The organism is Pseudomonas sp. NFPP25 (assembly GCF_900116505.1).
Taxonomy (GTDB): Bacteria; Pseudomonadota; Gammaproteobacteria; order Pseudomonadales; family Pseudomonadaceae; genus Aquipseudomonas; species Aquipseudomonas protegens.
In genome coordinates this window covers 1-12761 of the sequence record NZ_FPBG01000009.1, presented here as the reverse complement: position 1 = coordinate 12761, position 12761 = coordinate 1, and the positions used below count along the sequence as shown (strand labels likewise).

26 protein-coding genes and 1 pseudogene are annotated in these 12761 nt (G+C 54.8%); all 27 read right to left on the bottom strand.

All coding sequences use genetic code 11. The annotated features are described in order from the left end of the window. Positions 1–6: 6 nt before the first annotated feature. The gene (rpsD, locus tag BM382_RS29080) at positions 7–627 is read right to left on the bottom strand and encodes a 30S ribosomal protein S4 (RefSeq protein WP_011063772.1); all 621 of its coding nucleotides are present in this window, start codon (positions 625–627) and stop codon (positions 7–9) included. A gap of 18 nt (positions 628–645) precedes the next feature. Then, complete coding sequence (gene rpsK, locus BM382_RS29075; RefSeq protein WP_007924177.1) at positions 646–1035, bottom strand: 30S ribosomal protein S11; 390 nt, start codon at positions 1033–1035, stop codon at positions 646–648. 30 nt (positions 1036–1065) lie between these two features. Further along, entirely contained in the window at positions 1066–1422 is a 357-nt protein-coding gene (rpsM, locus tag BM382_RS29070) for a 30S ribosomal protein S13 (protein ID WP_003186020.1), read from the bottom strand. A gap of 130 nt (positions 1423–1552) precedes the next feature. After that, positions 1553–1669 (bottom strand): 50S ribosomal protein L36, encoded by a 117-nt coding sequence (rpmJ, locus tag BM382_RS29065; protein ID WP_002555468.1) that lies wholly within the window; start codon positions 1667–1669, stop codon positions 1553–1555. 24 nt (positions 1670–1693) lie between these two features. After that, positions 1694–3022 (bottom strand): preprotein translocase subunit SecY, encoded by a 1329-nt coding sequence (secY, locus tag BM382_RS29060; protein WP_003210064.1) that lies wholly within the window; start codon positions 3020–3022, stop codon positions 1694–1696. After that, positions 3023–3457: a 50S ribosomal protein L15 gene (gene rplO / locus BM382_RS29055; RefSeq protein ID WP_007924183.1), complete on the bottom strand. Its 435-nt coding sequence runs from the start codon at positions 3455–3457 to the stop codon at positions 3023–3025. Positions 3458–3460: 3 nt separating this feature from the next. Continuing rightward, entirely contained in the window at positions 3461–3637 is a 177-nt protein-coding gene (gene rpmD, locus BM382_RS29050; RefSeq protein WP_003176408.1) for a 50S ribosomal protein L30, read from the bottom strand. A 2-nt stretch (positions 3638–3639) separates the two neighbouring features. Beyond that, positions 3640–4140: a 30S ribosomal protein S5 gene (gene rpsE, locus BM382_RS29045; protein WP_007924184.1), complete on the bottom strand. Its 501-nt coding sequence runs from the start codon at positions 4138–4140 to the stop codon at positions 3640–3642. A 3-nt stretch (positions 4141–4143) separates the two neighbouring features. Further along, entirely contained in the window at positions 4144–4494 is a 351-nt protein-coding gene (gene rplR, locus BM382_RS29040; protein ID WP_003186037.1) for a 50S ribosomal protein L18, read from the bottom strand. 10 nt (positions 4495–4504) lie between these two features. Continuing rightward, positions 4505–5038: a 50S ribosomal protein L6 gene (gene rplF / locus BM382_RS29035; protein ID WP_007924185.1), complete on the bottom strand. Its 534-nt coding sequence runs from the start codon at positions 5036–5038 to the stop codon at positions 4505–4507. A gap of 12 nt (positions 5039–5050) precedes the next feature. Next, entirely contained in the window at positions 5051–5443 is a 393-nt protein-coding gene (gene rpsH / locus BM382_RS29030) for a 30S ribosomal protein S8 (RefSeq protein WP_011063773.1), read from the bottom strand. Positions 5444–5650: 207 nt separating this feature from the next. After that, positions 5651–5956 (bottom strand): 30S ribosomal protein S14, encoded by a 306-nt coding sequence (gene rpsN, locus BM382_RS29025; protein ID WP_003228726.1) that lies wholly within the window; start codon positions 5954–5956, stop codon positions 5651–5653. A 13-nt stretch (positions 5957–5969) separates the two neighbouring features. Next, a complete protein-coding gene (rplE, locus tag BM382_RS29020) occupies positions 5970–6509 on the bottom strand; it encodes a 50S ribosomal protein L5 (protein ID WP_003210069.1) in 540 nt (179 codons plus the stop codon). 20 nt (positions 6510–6529) lie between these two features. Next, positions 6530–6844 (bottom strand): 50S ribosomal protein L24, encoded by a 315-nt coding sequence (gene rplX / locus BM382_RS29015; protein WP_010443924.1) that lies wholly within the window; start codon positions 6842–6844, stop codon positions 6530–6532. 11 nt (positions 6845–6855) lie between these two features. Further along, positions 6856–7224, bottom strand: a complete 369-nt coding sequence (gene rplN / locus BM382_RS29010) for a 50S ribosomal protein L14 (RefSeq protein WP_011063774.1) — start codon at positions 7222–7224, stop codon at positions 6856–6858. A 23-nt stretch (positions 7225–7247) separates the two neighbouring features. Next, positions 7248–7514 (bottom strand): 30S ribosomal protein S17, encoded by a 267-nt coding sequence (rpsQ, locus tag BM382_RS29005; RefSeq protein ID WP_003194644.1) that lies wholly within the window; start codon positions 7512–7514, stop codon positions 7248–7250. Positions 7515–7516: 2 nt separating this feature from the next. Beyond that, positions 7517–7708 carry a 50S ribosomal protein L29 gene (rpmC, locus tag BM382_RS29000; protein ID WP_002555481.1) on the bottom strand — a complete coding sequence of 64 codons (192 nt, stop codon included), beginning with the start codon at positions 7706–7708 and terminating at the stop codon, positions 7517–7519. After that, positions 7708–8121 (bottom strand): 50S ribosomal protein L16, encoded by a 414-nt coding sequence (gene rplP, locus BM382_RS28995; protein ID WP_003228729.1) that lies wholly within the window; start codon positions 8119–8121, stop codon positions 7708–7710. The genes rpmC and rplP overlap by 1 nt, the downstream gene beginning before the upstream one ends. Before the next feature lie 12 nt (positions 8122–8133). Then, positions 8134–8820 carry a 30S ribosomal protein S3 gene (gene rpsC, locus BM382_RS28990; RefSeq protein ID WP_007924192.1) on the bottom strand — a complete coding sequence of 229 codons (687 nt, stop codon included), beginning with the start codon at positions 8818–8820 and terminating at the stop codon, positions 8134–8136. Between the two features lie 13 nt (positions 8821–8833). Continuing rightward, a complete protein-coding gene (rplV, locus tag BM382_RS28985) occupies positions 8834–9166 on the bottom strand; it encodes a 50S ribosomal protein L22 (RefSeq protein WP_003103908.1) in 333 nt (110 codons plus the stop codon). Positions 9167–9179: 13 nt separating this feature from the next. Next, complete coding sequence (rpsS, locus tag BM382_RS28980) at positions 9180–9455, bottom strand: 30S ribosomal protein S19 (protein ID WP_002555486.1); 276 nt, start codon at positions 9453–9455, stop codon at positions 9180–9182. A gap of 16 nt (positions 9456–9471) precedes the next feature. Further along, complete coding sequence (rplB, locus tag BM382_RS28975) at positions 9472–10296, bottom strand: 50S ribosomal protein L2 (protein WP_011063775.1); 825 nt, start codon at positions 10294–10296, stop codon at positions 9472–9474. A 14-nt stretch (positions 10297–10310) separates the two neighbouring features. Next, the gene (gene rplW / locus BM382_RS28970; protein ID WP_002555488.1) at positions 10311–10610 is read right to left on the bottom strand and encodes a 50S ribosomal protein L23; all 300 of its coding nucleotides are present in this window, start codon (positions 10608–10610) and stop codon (positions 10311–10313) included. Next, on the bottom strand, positions 10607–11209 hold the full coding sequence (gene rplD / locus BM382_RS28965) for a 50S ribosomal protein L4 (protein ID WP_007924200.1): 603 nt from the start codon (positions 11207–11209) through the stop codon (positions 10607–10609). Before rplD ends, rplW begins: the two co-directional genes overlap by 4 nt. A 12-nt stretch (positions 11210–11221) precedes the next feature. Beyond that, positions 11222–11857, bottom strand: coding sequence for a 50S ribosomal protein L3 (rplC, locus tag BM382_RS28960; protein ID WP_007924205.1), 636 nt, complete (start codon positions 11855–11857; stop codon positions 11222–11224). 80 nt (positions 11858–11937) lie between these two features. Further along, complete coding sequence (gene rpsJ / locus BM382_RS28955; RefSeq protein ID WP_003186070.1) at positions 11938–12249, bottom strand: 30S ribosomal protein S10; 312 nt, start codon at positions 12247–12249, stop codon at positions 11938–11940. Positions 12250–12389: 140 nt separating this feature from the next. Continuing rightward, a pseudogene (locus tag BM382_RS28950) lies at positions 12390–12761 on the bottom strand (elongation factor Tu); the annotation flags it as partial.

Sequence of the window (12761 nt, the reverse complement as noted above, 5' to 3'; positions counted from 1 at the left end):
TAGCCCTTACTTGGAGTAGAGCTCGACAATCAGGCTTTCGTTGATGTCGGCGGACAGATCACTGCGAGCTGGAACGTTCTTGAAAACGCCCGACTTCTTCTCAGTGTCTACTTCTACCCATTCTACGCGGCCACGTTGAGCACACAGATCGAGAGCTTGGACAATGCGAAGTTGATTTTTTGCTTTCTCGCGAACAGCGACCACGTCACCAGCACGAACCTGGTAGGACGGAACGTTAACGGTCTGACCGTTTACGCTGATCGACTTGTGCGATACCAGCTGACGGGATTCGGCACGAGTAGAACCGAAGCCCATGCGGTACACAACGTTGTCCAGACGGCATTCGAGCAGTTGCAACAGGTTTTCGCCGGTTGCGCCCTTCTTGCCAGCTGCTTGTTTGTAGTAGCCGCTGAATTGACGCTCGAGTACGCCGTAGATACGACGAACTTTTTGCTTTTCACGCAGCTGGGTGCCGTAGTCGGATTGACGACCGCGACGCTGGCCGTGGATGCCAGGAGCTGCTTCGATGTTGCACTTGGATTCGATAGCGCGCACGCCGCTCTTCAGGAAGAGATCGGTGCCTTCGCGACGAGCCAGTTTGCATTTTGGACCAATGTAACGAGCCATTCTTTACAATCTCCTGGATTACACGCGGCGCTTCTTCGGCGGACGGCACCCGTTGTGCGGGATTGGCGTCACGTCGGTGATGCTGGCGATCTTGTAGCCACAGCCGTTCAAAGCGCGGACTGCGGATTCACGACCTGGACCTGGACCCTTGACGTTGACGTCGAGGTTTTTCAGGCCATATTCCAGCGCAGCTTGACCAGCACGCTCAGCAGCTACTTGAGCAGCGAACGGGGTGGACTTGCGAGAACCGCGGAAACCCGAACCACCGGAGGTTGCCCAGGAAAGAGCGTTACCTTGACGGTCGGTGATGGTCACGATGGTGTTGTTGAAAGACGCGTGGATGTGGGCGATGCCATCAACCACTGTCTTTTTAATCTTTTTACGAGGACGAGCAGCAGGTTTTGCCATGACTAAATTCCTGTCGATTCGCTGGTGCGATTACTTGCGGATCGGCTTACGCGGACCTTTGCGAGTACGCGCGTTGGTCTTGGTACGCTGACCGCGCACTGGAAGACCACGACGATGGCGCAGACCGCGGTAGCAGCCCAGATCCATCAAGCGTTTGATTTTCATGTTGATTTCGCGACGCAGGTCACCTTCAGTGGTGAACTTCGCCACTTCGCCACGCAGCTGTTCAATTTGCTCGTCGCTCAGATCCTTGATCTTCGCAGCTGGGTTGACCCCAGTCACCGCGCAGATTTTCTGCGCAGTAGTGCGACCAACACCATAGATGTAGGTCAGCGAGATAACAGTATGCTTGTTATCTGGAATGTTAACGCCTGCAATACGGGCCATTCAGTGGGACTCCAATTGACAGCTACCTACGCCCCGGAAGCCAAGAAATAGGGCGCGAGATAATATCGCTGTAATAACAAATAATCAACCCGGCAGCGCACTAGCTGCCGGGCTTGAAGCACAATCACACTCAGCCTTGGCGCTGTTTGTGACGCGGTTCCGCGCTGCAAATTACTCGAACAACACCTTCGCGGCGAATAATCTTGCAGTTACGGCACAGCTTTTTCACCGATGCACGAACTTTCATCACCAACTCCTCGAACCTTATGGATTAGCGCAGCATGCCGCTGCCGTAACCCTTCAGGTTGGCTTTCTTCATCAGGGATTCGTACTGGTGGGAAACGAGGTGCGATTGTACTTGCGACATAAAGTCCATAACAACCACGACCACGATCAGCAACGAGGTCCCGCCAAGGTAGAACGGAACGTTTGCAGCAACCACCAGGAACTGGGGCAACAGGCAGACGGCCGTCATATATAGAGCACCGAACATGGTCAAACGAGTCAGAACGCCATCAATGTAGCGCGCCGACTGCTCACCTGGACGGATGCCCGGAATAAAGGCACCGGACTTCTTCAGGTTTTCCGCTACGTCTTTCGGATTGAACATCAACGCCGTATAGAAGAAGCAGAAGAAAATAATCCCTGCACTAAACAGCAGAATATTCAACGGCTGACCAGGAGCGATCGACTGCGAGATGTCCTGCAACCAGCCCATACCTTCAGACTGACCGAACCAGGCACCCAACGAAGCCGGAAACAGCAAAATGCTGCTCGCGAAGATAGCAGGAATAACACCGGCCATATTCACTTTCAGCGGCAAGTGGCTGGTCTGCGCAGCAAATACCTTGCGGCCCTGCTGACGCTTGGCGTAATGAACAGCAATACGACGCTGACCACGCTCAATGAACACCACAAAACCGATAATCGCTACTGCCAGCAAACCGATCGCAACCAGGGCAAAAATGTTGATATCACCCTGACGTGCAGACTCGAAAGACTGCCCGATCGCTCTCGGAAGACCGGCGACGATACCTGCGAAAATCAACATCGAGATACCGTTGCCAACACCACGCTCAGTAATCTGCTCACCCAGCCACATCATGAACATCGCACCAGCCACAAAAGTGGATACCGCGACGAAATGGAAGCCAAAGTCACCAGTGAACGCAACACCCTGACCCGCCAAGCCAACGGACATGCCGATAGCTTGAACCAGGGCCAGGATGACAGTGCCGTAGCGGGTGTACTGGCTGATCTTGCGACGGCCAGCTTCACCTTCCTTCTTCAACTGCTCCAACTGCGGGCTGACGGCTGTCATCAGCTGCATGATGATCGATGCCGAGATATACGGCATGATCCCCAGTGCAAAGATGCTCATCCGTTCCAGCGCGCCGCCGGAAAACATGTTGAACAAGCTAAGAATGGTCCCCTCATTCTGTCGAAACAGGTCCGCGAGTCGGTCAGGGTTGATACCTGGAACCGGGATGTGTGCGCCTATTCGGTAGACGATAATCGCCAAGAACAGAAAACGCAGACGAGCCCAAAGTTCAGACATACCGCCTTTGCCGAGCGCAGAGAGAGCACCTTGCTTAGCCATTTATTCCTCGAACTTGCCGCCAGCTGCTTCGATAGCCGCACGCGCACCTTTGGTGGCTGCGATACCCTTGATGGTCACAGCGCGAGTAACTTCGCCGGACAGCATGATTTTCACACGCTGAACGTTTTGGTTAATCACGTTGGCATCTTTCAGGGACTGCACGGTGACGATGTCGCCTTCCACTTTAGCCAGCTCGGACAGACGCACTTCTGCGCGATCCATGGCCTTCAGGGAAACGAAACCGAACTTCGGCAGGCGACGATGCAGCGGCTGTTGACCGCCTTCAAAGCCTGGAGCAATGGTGCCACCGGAGCGGGAAGTCTGACCTTTGTGACCACGGCCACCAGTCTTACCCAAACCACTACCGATACCACGGCCCGGACGATGCTTTTCGCGACGGGAACCCGGCGCTGGACTCAGATCATTGAGTTTCATCGATTAACCCTCGACACGCAGCATGTAGTAAGCCTTGTTGATCATCCCGCGATTCTCGGGAGTATCCTGGACTTCTACAGTGTGACCGATGCGACGCAGACCCAGACCCTTAACGCACAGTTTGTGGTTAGGGATACGGCCGGTCATGCTTTTGATCAGCGTTACTTTTACGGTAGCCATGATCAGATGATCTCCTGGACGCTTTTGCCACGCTTGGCGGCAATGGATTCAGGGGACTGCATTGCTTTCAAACCCTTGAAAGTGGCGTGAACCACGTTTACTGGGTTAGTCGAGCCGTAGCACTTGGCCAGAACGTTCTGAACGCCAGCTACCTCGAGGACAGCACGCATAGCGCCGCCAGCGATGATACCGGTACCTTCAGAAGCAGGCTGCATGTACACCTTGGAAGCGCCGTGAGCGGACTTCATTGCGTACTGCAGAGTGGTGCCGTTCAGGTCAACTTGGATCATGTTGCGGCGAGCAGCTTCCATTGCCTTCTGGATCGCAGCAGGCACTTCACGCGACTTGCCACGGCCGAAGCCAACACGGCCCTTACCATCACCAACCACGGTCAACGCGGTGAAAGTGAAGATACGGCCGCCTTTTACGGTTTTGGCTACGCGGTTAACTTGAACCAGCTTCTCGATGTAGCCTTCGTCGCGCTTTTGGTCGTTATTTGACATAACTTAGAACTCCAGCCCAGCTTCACGAGCAGCATCAGCCAGCGCCTTGACGCGGCCGTGGTACTTGAAGCCAGAGCGGTCGAAAGCCACCTGCGAGACGCCAGCGGCTTTCGCACGCGTAGCGACCAGCTGGCCAACCTTAGTGGCCGCGTCGATGTTGCCAGTGGCGCCATCACGCAGTTCTTTATCCAAAGTCGAGGCACTTGCCAGGACTTTGTTGCCGTCGGCCGAAATGACCTGGGCGTAGATGTGCTGCGAAGAGCGGAACACGCAGAGACGCACGACTTCGAGTTCGTGCATTTTCAGGCGTGCTTTGCGAGCGCGACGCAGTCGAGTAACTTTTTTGTCGGTCATTTGCTATGCCCTACTTCTTCTTGGCTTCTTTACGACGGACGACTTCGTCCGCGTAGCGCACACCTTTGCCTTTGTAAGGCTCTGGTGGACGGAAGTCGCGGATCTCAGCGGCCACTTGACCTACCAGCTGCTTATCGATGCCCTTGATCAGGATATCGGTCTGGCTAGGAGTCTCAGCGGTGATGCCTTCCGGCAGTTCGTAATCCACTGGATGCGAGAAGCCGAGGGCCAGGTTCAGCACTGTGCCTTTTGCCTGTGCCTTGTAACCAACACCGACCAGCTGGAGCTTACGCTCGAAGCCTTGGCTTACGCCTTGGACCATGTTGTTTACCAGAGCACGAGTGGTACCGGCCATTGCGCGAGTTTGTTGGTCGCCGTTGCGAGCAGCGAAACGCAGCTCACCAGCTTCCTGAACAATTTCAACGGACGAGTGTACGTTCAGTTCGAGAGTGCCCTTGGCACCCTTCACCGAAAGCTGTTGGCCGGCGAATTTGACTTCGACACCAGCTGGCAGCTTAACGGGGTTCTTAGCGACGCGAGACATGCTTATCCCCCCTTAGAACACAGTGCAAAGAACTTCGCCGCCGACACCGGCAGCGCGCGCAGCACGATCAGTCATCACACCTTTGTTGGTGGAGACGATAGACACGCCAAGACCGCCACGTACTTTCGGCAGTTCTTCAACGGACTTGTACTGACGCAGGCCTGGACGGCTAACGCGCTTCACTTCTTCGATGACCGGACGGCCTTCGAAGTACTTCAGCTCGATGGACAGCAGAGGTTTGATTTCGCTGCTGATCTGATAACCCGCGATGTAACCTTCGTCCTTCAGGACTTTTGCTACAGCCACCTTCAGCGTGGAAGACGGCATGCTTACGACGGACTTTTCAGCCATCTGGGCATTACGGATTCGAGTTAGCATGTCCGCTAACGGGTCCTGCATACTCATGGGCTAGATGCTCCTGATACAAAAAGAATTAGCCTTGCGGCTACAACTGTCGCCGAGAAATTCCGGGCAAAAAACACGGGCTCAGGCGAGCCGGTCATTCTAGACACACCCCAGAAATGAATCAAGCCCCAAAAGGGGCTTGATTCACGTTCAAGGCCACCGGCGATCGGGATCTTGCGAGCCCGAACACCGAGACTTTGATAGCTATTACCAGCTGGCTTTAACCAGACCTGGTACGTCACCACGCATTGCAGCTTCACGCAGCTTGTTACGGCCCAGGCCGAACTTGCGGTAAACGCCGTGCGGACGACCAGTCAGGCGGCAGCGGTTACGCATGCGCGAAGCGCTTGCATCACGTGGCTGCTTCTGCAGAGCTACGGTAGCTTCCCAACGAGCTTCTGGACTTGCGTTCAGATCCACGATGATAGCTTTCAGCGCTGCACGCTTGGTGGCGTACTTGGCAACGGTGAGCTGACGCTTCAGCTCACGGTTCTTCATGCTCTTCTTGGCCATTTTCCTACTCCAATCAGTTGCGGAACGGGAATTTGAAAGCACGCAGCAGAGCGCGGCCTTCATCATCGTTCTTAGCAGTGGTGGTCAGGGTAATGTCCAGACCGCGGAGAGCATCGATCTTGTCGTAATCGATTTCCGGGAAAATGATCTGCTCTTTAACGCCCATGCTGTAGTTGCCACGACCGTCGAAGGACTTGGCATTCAGGCCGCGGAAGTCGCGAACCCGAGGCAGGGAGATCGACAGCAGACGATCCAGGAACTCGTACATACGCTCACGGCGCAGGGTCACTTTGACGCCGATCGGCCATCCTTCGCGGACTTTGAAGCCAGCGATGGATTTACGAGCGTAGGTCACAACGACTTTCTGGCCGGTGATCTTTTCCAGGTCAGCAACAGCATGCTCGATGACTTTTTTGTCGCCGATTGCTTCGCCCAGACCCATGTTCAGGGTGATTTTGGTAACGCGCGGAACTTCCATCACGTTCGAAAGCTTAAGTTCTTCCTTAAGTTTCGGAGCGATTTCCTTCCGGTAAATCTCTTTTAGTCGTGCCATGGTCTTCTACCTAGCAGTGTTCAAGCATCAACCGCTTTTTGGGTCGACTTGAAGACACGAATTTTTTTGCCGTCTTCTACTTTGAAACCAACGCGGTCAGCCTTGTTGGTTTCGCTGTTGAAAATGGCGACGTTGGAAGCGTGCAGTGGCGCTTCTTTCTCGACGATACCGCCCTGTACGCCCGACATCGGGTTAGGCTTGGTATGACGCTTGACCAGGTTCAGGCCACCGACGACCAGACGGTCGTCAGCCAGAACCTTAAGCACCTTACCGCGCTTACCTTTGTCTTTGCCGGCGATCACGATGATCTCGTCGTCACGACGAATCTTTTGCATGTCGGATCTCCTTACAGCACTTCTGGGGCGAGCGAGACGATCTTCATGAACTTCTCGTTGCGAAGTTCACGGGTCACTGGCCCAAAGATACGGGTGCCGATCGGCTCTTGCTTGTTGTTCAACAGAACAGCAGCGTTGCCATCAAAGCGGATGATGGAGCCGTCTGCACGACGAACACCATGGCGAGTGCGGACTACAACAGCAGTCATCACTTGGCCTTTTTTCACCTTACCGCGAGGAATTGCTTCCTTGACGGTAACTTTGATGATGTCACCGATACCAGCGTAACGACGATGGGAGCCACCCAGCACCTTGATGCACATAACGCGGCGAGCGCCGCTGTTATCGGCCACATCGAGCATGGATTGAGTCTGAATCATATAATTTCTCCGACCCCTAGCCCTTAGACTTCCACAGCGCGTTCGAGAACATCAACCAGGGCCCAAGACTTGGTCTTGGCCATCGGACGAGTTTCACGAATAGTGACTTTGTCGCCGATGTGGCACTGATTGGTTTCGTCGTGCGCGTGCAGCTTAGTCGAACGCTTAACGTATTTACCGTAGATAGGGTGCTTAACGCGACGCTCGATCAGAACGGTGATGGTCTTGTCCATCTTGTCGCTGACAACACGGCCAGTCAGCGTACGGACAGTTTTTTCGGCTTCAGCCATGATTACTTACCTGCCTGCTGGTTGAGCACAGTCTTCACGCGAGCGATGTCACGCTTAACTTGCGAGAGCAGATGAGACTGCCCCAACTGGCCAGTTGCTTTCTGCATACGCAGATTGAACTGGTCGCGCAGCAGGCCGAGCAGTTGCTCGTTCAGCTGCTGTGCGGATTTTTCACGAAGTTCATTCGCTTTCATCACATCACCGTCCGTTTAACAAAGGAGGTGGCGAGCGGCAGCTTTGCAGCAGCCAGGGCGAAAGCCTCACGCGCCAGCTCTTCAGAAACACCCTCGATTTCATACAGGACTTTGCCTGGCTGAATCTGGGCTACCCAGTATTCGACGTTACCCTTACCTTTACCCATCCGAACTTCGAGAGGCTTTTTGGAAATAGGCTTGTCCGGGAATACACGGATCCAGATCTTGCCACCACGTTTTACGTGACGGGTCAGAGCACGACGCGCTGACTCGATCTGACGAGCGGTGAGACGACCACGAGCAACAGACTTCAGCGCGAACTCGCCGAAGCTGACTTTGCTACCGCGCAATGCCAGACCACGGTTGTGGCCGGTCATTTGCTTGCGGAACTTCGTACGCTTTGGTTGCAACATTTGGCGTACCCCTTACTTAGCAGCTTTTTTACGAGGCGCAGGTGCTTGCGGCTTCAGCTCTTCTTGGCGACCACCAATTACTTCGCCTTTGAAGATCCAAACCTTCACACCGATCACACCGTAAGTGGTGTGAGCTTCGTAGGTGGCATAGTCGATATCGGCACGCAGGGTGTGCAGTGGCACACGACCTTCGCGATACCATTCAGTACGTGCGATTTCAGCACCGCCGAGACGACCGCTCACTTGGATTTTGATGCCTTTGGCACCAATGCGCATGGCGTTCTGTACGGCGCGCTTCATAGCACGACGGAACATTACGCGACGCTCCAGCTGCTGAGCTACGCTCTGCGCAACCAGCATACCGTCGAGCTCCGGCTTGCGGATCTCTTCGATATTGATGTGCACAGGCACACCCATTTGCTTGGTCAGGTCCTGACGCAGCTTCTCAACATCTTCACCTTTCTTGCCGATCACGATGCCGGGACGAGCGGTGTGGATGGTGATGCGTGCAGTTTGAGCCGGACGATGGATATCGATACGGCTTACGGACGCGCTTTTTAGTTTGTCTTGGAGATACTCACGCACATTCAGATCTGCGAGCAAATAGTCCGCATAAGTCCGACCGTCTGCGTACCAGACGGAGGTGTGCTCCTTGACGATTCCCAGGCGAATGCCAATGGGATGTACTTTCTGACCCATCTCTTCGACTCCGTTACTTGTCAGCAACCTTGACAGTGATATGGCAAGACCGCTTGACGATGCGATCAGCACGGCCTTTGGCACGTGGCATGATGCGCTTCAGCGAACGCCCTTCGTTGACGAAAACGGTGGAGACCTTCAGGTCATCAACGTCTGCGCCTTCGTTATGCTCGGCGTTGGCTACGGCCGACTCCAGCACTTTCTTCATGATCTCGGCGGCTTTCTTACTGCTGAAAGCCAACAGGTTGAGCGCTTCGCCCACCTTCTTCCCGCGGATCTGGTCGGCGACCAAGCGGGCTTTCTGGGCGGAGATTCGAGCGCCCGACAACTTAGCGGCTACTTCCATCATTCCTTACCCCTTAACGCTTGGCTTTCTTGTCAGCCACGTGCCCGCGATATGTACGGGTACCGGCGAACTCGCCCAGTTTGTGGCCGACCATGTCTTCGTTCACGAGAACTGGAACATGTTGACGACCGTTATGCACAGCAATGGTCAGACCGACCATTTGTGGCAGGATCATGGAACGGCGCGACCAGGTCTTAACTGGTTTGCGATCGTTCTTTTCCGCCGCCACTTCGATCTTCTTCAGTAGGTGAAGATCAATAAAAGGACCTTTTTTCAGAGAACGTGGCACTGTCGTATCCCTCTATTTACTTGCGACGACGGACGATCATTTTGTCGGTACGCTTATTACCACGAGTCTTCGCGCCCTTAGTCGGGAAGCCCCATGGCGATACCGGATGACGACCACCAGAGGTACGACCTTCACCACCACCATGTGGGTGGTCAACCGGGTTCATGGCAACACCACGAACGGTTGGGCGAACGCCACGCCAGCGTTTGGCACCAGCTTTACCCAGCGAACGCAGGCTGTGCTCGGAGTTCGAGACTTCGCCCAGGGTCGCGCGGCATTCAGCCAGCACTTTACGCATCTCACCAGAACGCAGACGCAGGGTCACGTAGACACCTTCACGAGCGACCAGCTGAGCCGAAGCACCAGCCGAACGAGCGATTTGCGCGCCTTTACCTGGCTTCAGTTCGATGCCGTGTACGGTGCTACCAACTGGAATGTTGCGCAGTTGCAGAGCGTTGCCCGGCTTGATCGGTGCCAGAGCACCTGCGATCAGCTGGTCGCCAGCGCTCACGCCTTTAGGGGCGATGATGTAGCGACGCTCGCCATCTGCGTACAGCAGCAGAGCGATGTGAGCAGTACGGTTTGGATCGTATTCGATACGCTCGACAGTGGCAGCGATGCCATCTTTGTCGTTGCGACGGAAGTCGACCAGACGGTAATGCTGCTTATGACCACCACCAACGTGACGAGTGGTAATGCGGCCATTGTTGTTACGACCACCAGACTTCGATTTCTTCTCGAGCAGCGGTGCGTGAGGAGCGCCTTTATGCAGCTCCTGGTTGACCACCTTGACCACAAAACGGCGGCCAGGGGAAGTCGGTTTGCATTTAACGATTGCCATGATGCACCCCTTCCTTACTCAGCACTGCTGCTGAAATCGAGATCTTGGCCTGGCTGAAGGGAGATAACTGCCTTCTTCCAGTCATTACGCTTGCCCAGACCGCGAGCGGTACGCTTGCTCTTACCCAGAACGTTCAGGGTAGTAACGCGTTCCACTTTCACGCTGAACAGGCTTTCGACGGCCTTCTTGATTTCCAGCTTGGTTGCGTCAGTAGCAACCTTGAAAACGAACTGGCCTTTCTTGTCTGCCAGAACCGTAGCCTTCTCGGAAACGTGCGGGCCAAGCAGAACTTTAAATACGCGTTCCTGGTTCATCCCAGCAGCTCCTCGAATTTCTTCACGGCCGACACAGTGATCAACACTTTGTCGTATGCGATCAGACTAACTGGATCGGAACCTTGCACGTCACGAACATCAACGTGTGGCAGGTTACGAGCAGCCAGGTACAGGTTCTGATCAACAGCGTCCGACACGATCAGAACGTCGGTCAGGCTCATGTTGTTCAGCTTGCCCAGCAGATCTTTGGTTTTCGGAGTTTCAACAGCGAAATCCTGAACCACGACCAGACGATCAGTACGCACCAGCTCAGCAAGGATGGAACGCATTGCTGCGCGATACATCTTCTTGTTCAGCTTCTGGGAGTGATCCTGAGGACGAGCTGCGAAAGTGGTACCGCCGCCACGCCAGATTGGGCTACGGATAGTACCGGCACGAGCACGGCCAGTACCTTTCTGACGCCATGGGCGCTTGCCGCCACCGGAAACGTCGGAACGGGTCTTTTGCTGCTTGCTACCTTGACGGCCGCCGGCCATGTAGGCCACGACTGCTTGGTGAACCAGCGTCTCGTTGAATTCGCCGCCAAATGTCAGTTCGGAAACTTCGATCGCTTGAGCGTCATTTACATTTAATTGCATGTCAGCTTCCCCTTAACCGCGAGCCTTGGCCGCCGGACGTACAACCAGGTTGCCGCCAGTAGCGCCAGGAACAGCACCCTTGACCAACAACAGATTGCGTTCAGCGTCGACGCGCACTACTTCCAGGGACTGCACGGTCACGCGCTCAGCGCCCATATGACCGGACATTTTTTTGCCCTTGAATACACGACCAGGAGTCTGGCACTGGCCAATAGAGCCCGGGACGCGGTGGGAAACGGAGTTACCGTGGGTGTTATCTTGACCGCGGAAATTCCAACGCTTGATGGTACCGGCGAAGCCTTTACCTTTCGACTGACCGGTAACGTCTACCAGTTGGCCAGCAGCGAAGATTTCTGCATTGATCAGATCGCCAGCTTGGTACTCGCCTTCTTCAAGACGGAATTCCCAAACGCCACGACCGGCAGCAACGTTCGCTTTAGCGAAGTGACCTGCTTGAGCAGCAGTCACGCGCGAAGCACGACGCTCACCTACAGTGACCTGCACTGCACGATAGCCATCGGTTTCTTCAGTTTTGAACTGGGTGACGCGATTCGGCTCGATCTCAATGACCGTGACCGGAATGGAGACACCTTCTTCGGTGAAAATACGGGTCATACCGCATTTACGACCGACTACACCAATAGTCATGTTGTAAACCTCATGAGTGTACGGGGCTTTCACCCGCTATGGCCGCCCATTTCAGAGCGTTACACGACTAAGACCGAGTCTTAGCCGAGGCTGATCTGCACTTCCACACCTGCCGCAAGATCAAGCTTCATAAGAGCATCAACGGTTTTATCCGTTGGCTGGACGATGTCCAGTACGCGCTTATGAGTACGGATCTCGTACTGGTCACGCGCGTCTTTGTTGACGTGCGGGGAGACCAGAACGGTGAACCGCTCTTTACGGGTAGGCAGTGGAATTGGACCACGCACTTGAGCACCAGTACGTTTCGCGGTTTCCACGATTTCCTGGGTGGATTGGTCGATCAGGCGATGGTCGAAAGCCTTCAACCTGATACGGATTTGCTGATTTTGCATTGGATTTCAGACTCCAGGCTGCTATTCCCACCGGGCGCAATACGCCCGTTAAAAGGAGGCGCAATTCTATAGACGGCCCCACAGAGTGTCAACCCAATAAAAAAGCCCCCGCAAGCGGGGGCTTCTTCATGAGTCGTCGATTACTCGATGACTTTGGCTACGACGCCAGCGCCGACGGTACGACCGCCTTCACGGATAGCGAAACGCAGACCATCTTCCATCGCGATGGTTTTGATCAGAGTGACAGTCATCTGGATGTTGTCACCTGGCATTACCATTTCAACGCCTTCTGGCAGCTCGCAGTTACCAGTCACGTCAGTAGTACGGAAGTAGAACTGTGGACGGTAGCCTTTGAAGAACGGAGTATGACGGCCGCCTTCTTCCTTGCTCAGAACGTAAACTTCAGCGGTGAACTTGGTGTGCGGCTTAACGGTGCCTGGCTTAACCAGAACCTGGCCACGCTCAACGTCGTCACGCTTGGTACCACGCAGCAGAACGCCGCAGTTCTCGCC

What these genes read in the sequence shown, in the direction of transcription:
- rplN (WP_011063774.1), bottom strand. Translation starts at nt 7,224, where the DNA reads ATGATTCAGACTCAATCCATGCTCGATGTGGCCGATAACAGCGGCGCT.
- rplX (WP_010443924.1), bottom strand. Translation starts at nt 6,844, where the DNA reads ATGCAAAAGATTCGTCGTGACGACGAGATCATCGTGATCGCCGGCAAA.
- rplC (WP_007924205.1), bottom strand. Translation starts at nt 11,857, where the DNA reads ATGACTATTGGTGTAGTCGGTCGTAAATGCGGTATGACCCGTATTTTC.
- rplR (WP_003186037.1), bottom strand. Translation starts at nt 4,494, where the DNA reads ATGACCGACAAAAAAGTTACTCGACTGCGTCGCGCTCGCAAAGCACGC.
- rpsN (WP_003228726.1), bottom strand. Translation starts at nt 5,956, where the DNA reads ATGGCCAAGAAGAGCATGAAGAACCGTGAGCTGAAGCGTCAGCTCACC.
- rplV (WP_003103908.1), bottom strand. Translation starts at nt 9,166, where the DNA reads ATGGAAGTAGCCGCTAAGTTGTCGGGCGCTCGAATCTCCGCCCAGAAA.
- rpmJ (WP_002555468.1), bottom strand. Translation starts at nt 1,669, where the DNA reads ATGAAAGTTCGTGCATCGGTGAAAAAGCTGTGCCGTAACTGCAAGATT.
- rpsK (WP_007924177.1), bottom strand. Translation starts at nt 1,035, where the DNA reads ATGGCAAAACCTGCTGCTCGTCCTCGTAAAAAGATTAAAAAGACAGTG.
- rpsQ (WP_003194644.1), bottom strand. Translation starts at nt 7,514, where the DNA reads ATGGCTGAAGCCGAAAAAACTGTCCGTACGCTGACTGGCCGTGTTGTC.
- secY (WP_003210064.1), bottom strand. Translation starts at nt 3,022, where the DNA reads ATGGCTAAGCAAGGTGCTCTCTCTGCGCTCGGCAAAGGCGGTATGTCT.
- rplE (WP_003210069.1), bottom strand. Translation starts at nt 6,509, where the DNA reads ATGGCACGACTAAAAGAGATTTACCGGAAGGAAATCGCTCCGAAACTT.
- rplP (WP_003228729.1), bottom strand. Translation starts at nt 8,121, where the DNA reads ATGTTGCAACCAAAGCGTACGAAGTTCCGCAAGCAAATGACCGGCCAC.
- rpsC (WP_007924192.1), bottom strand. Translation starts at nt 8,820, where the DNA reads ATGGGTCAGAAAGTACATCCCATTGGCATTCGCCTGGGAATCGTCAAG.
- rplW (WP_002555488.1), bottom strand. Translation starts at nt 10,610, where the DNA reads ATGAACCAGGAACGCGTATTTAAAGTTCTGCTTGGCCCGCACGTTTCC.
- rpsH (WP_011063773.1), bottom strand. Translation starts at nt 5,443, where the DNA reads ATGAGTATGCAGGACCCGTTAGCGGACATGCTAACTCGAATCCGTAAT.
- rpsM (WP_003186020.1), bottom strand. Translation starts at nt 1,422, where the DNA reads ATGGCCCGTATTGCAGGCGTTAACATTCCAGATAACAAGCATACTGTT.
- rpmC (WP_002555481.1), bottom strand. Translation starts at nt 7,708, where the DNA reads ATGAAAGCGAATGAACTTCGTGAAAAATCCGCACAGCAGCTGAACGAG.
- rpsJ (WP_003186070.1), bottom strand. Translation starts at nt 12,249, where the DNA reads ATGCAAAATCAGCAAATCCGTATCAGGTTGAAGGCTTTCGACCATCGC.
- rpsE (WP_007924184.1), bottom strand. Translation starts at nt 4,140, where the DNA reads ATGTCAAATAACGACCAAAAGCGCGACGAAGGCTACATCGAGAAGCTG.
- rplF (WP_007924185.1), bottom strand. Translation starts at nt 5,038, where the DNA reads ATGTCTCGCGTCGCTAAGAACCCCGTTAAGCTGCCAGCTGGTGTCGAA.
- rplD (WP_007924200.1), bottom strand. Translation starts at nt 11,209, where the DNA reads ATGCAATTAAATGTAAATGACGCTCAAGCGATCGAAGTTTCCGAACTG.
- rpmD (WP_003176408.1), bottom strand. Translation starts at nt 3,637, where the DNA reads ATGGCTACCGTAAAAGTAACGCTGATCAAAAGCATGACCGGCCGTATC.
- rpsD (WP_011063772.1), bottom strand. Translation starts at nt 627, where the DNA reads ATGGCTCGTTACATTGGTCCAAAATGCAAACTGGCTCGTCGCGAAGGC.
- rplO (WP_007924183.1), bottom strand. Translation starts at nt 3,457, where the DNA reads ATGAAACTCAATGATCTGAGTCCAGCGCCGGGTTCCCGTCGCGAAAAG.
- rplB (WP_011063775.1), bottom strand. Translation starts at nt 10,296, where the DNA reads ATGGCAATCGTTAAATGCAAACCGACTTCCCCTGGCCGCCGTTTTGTG.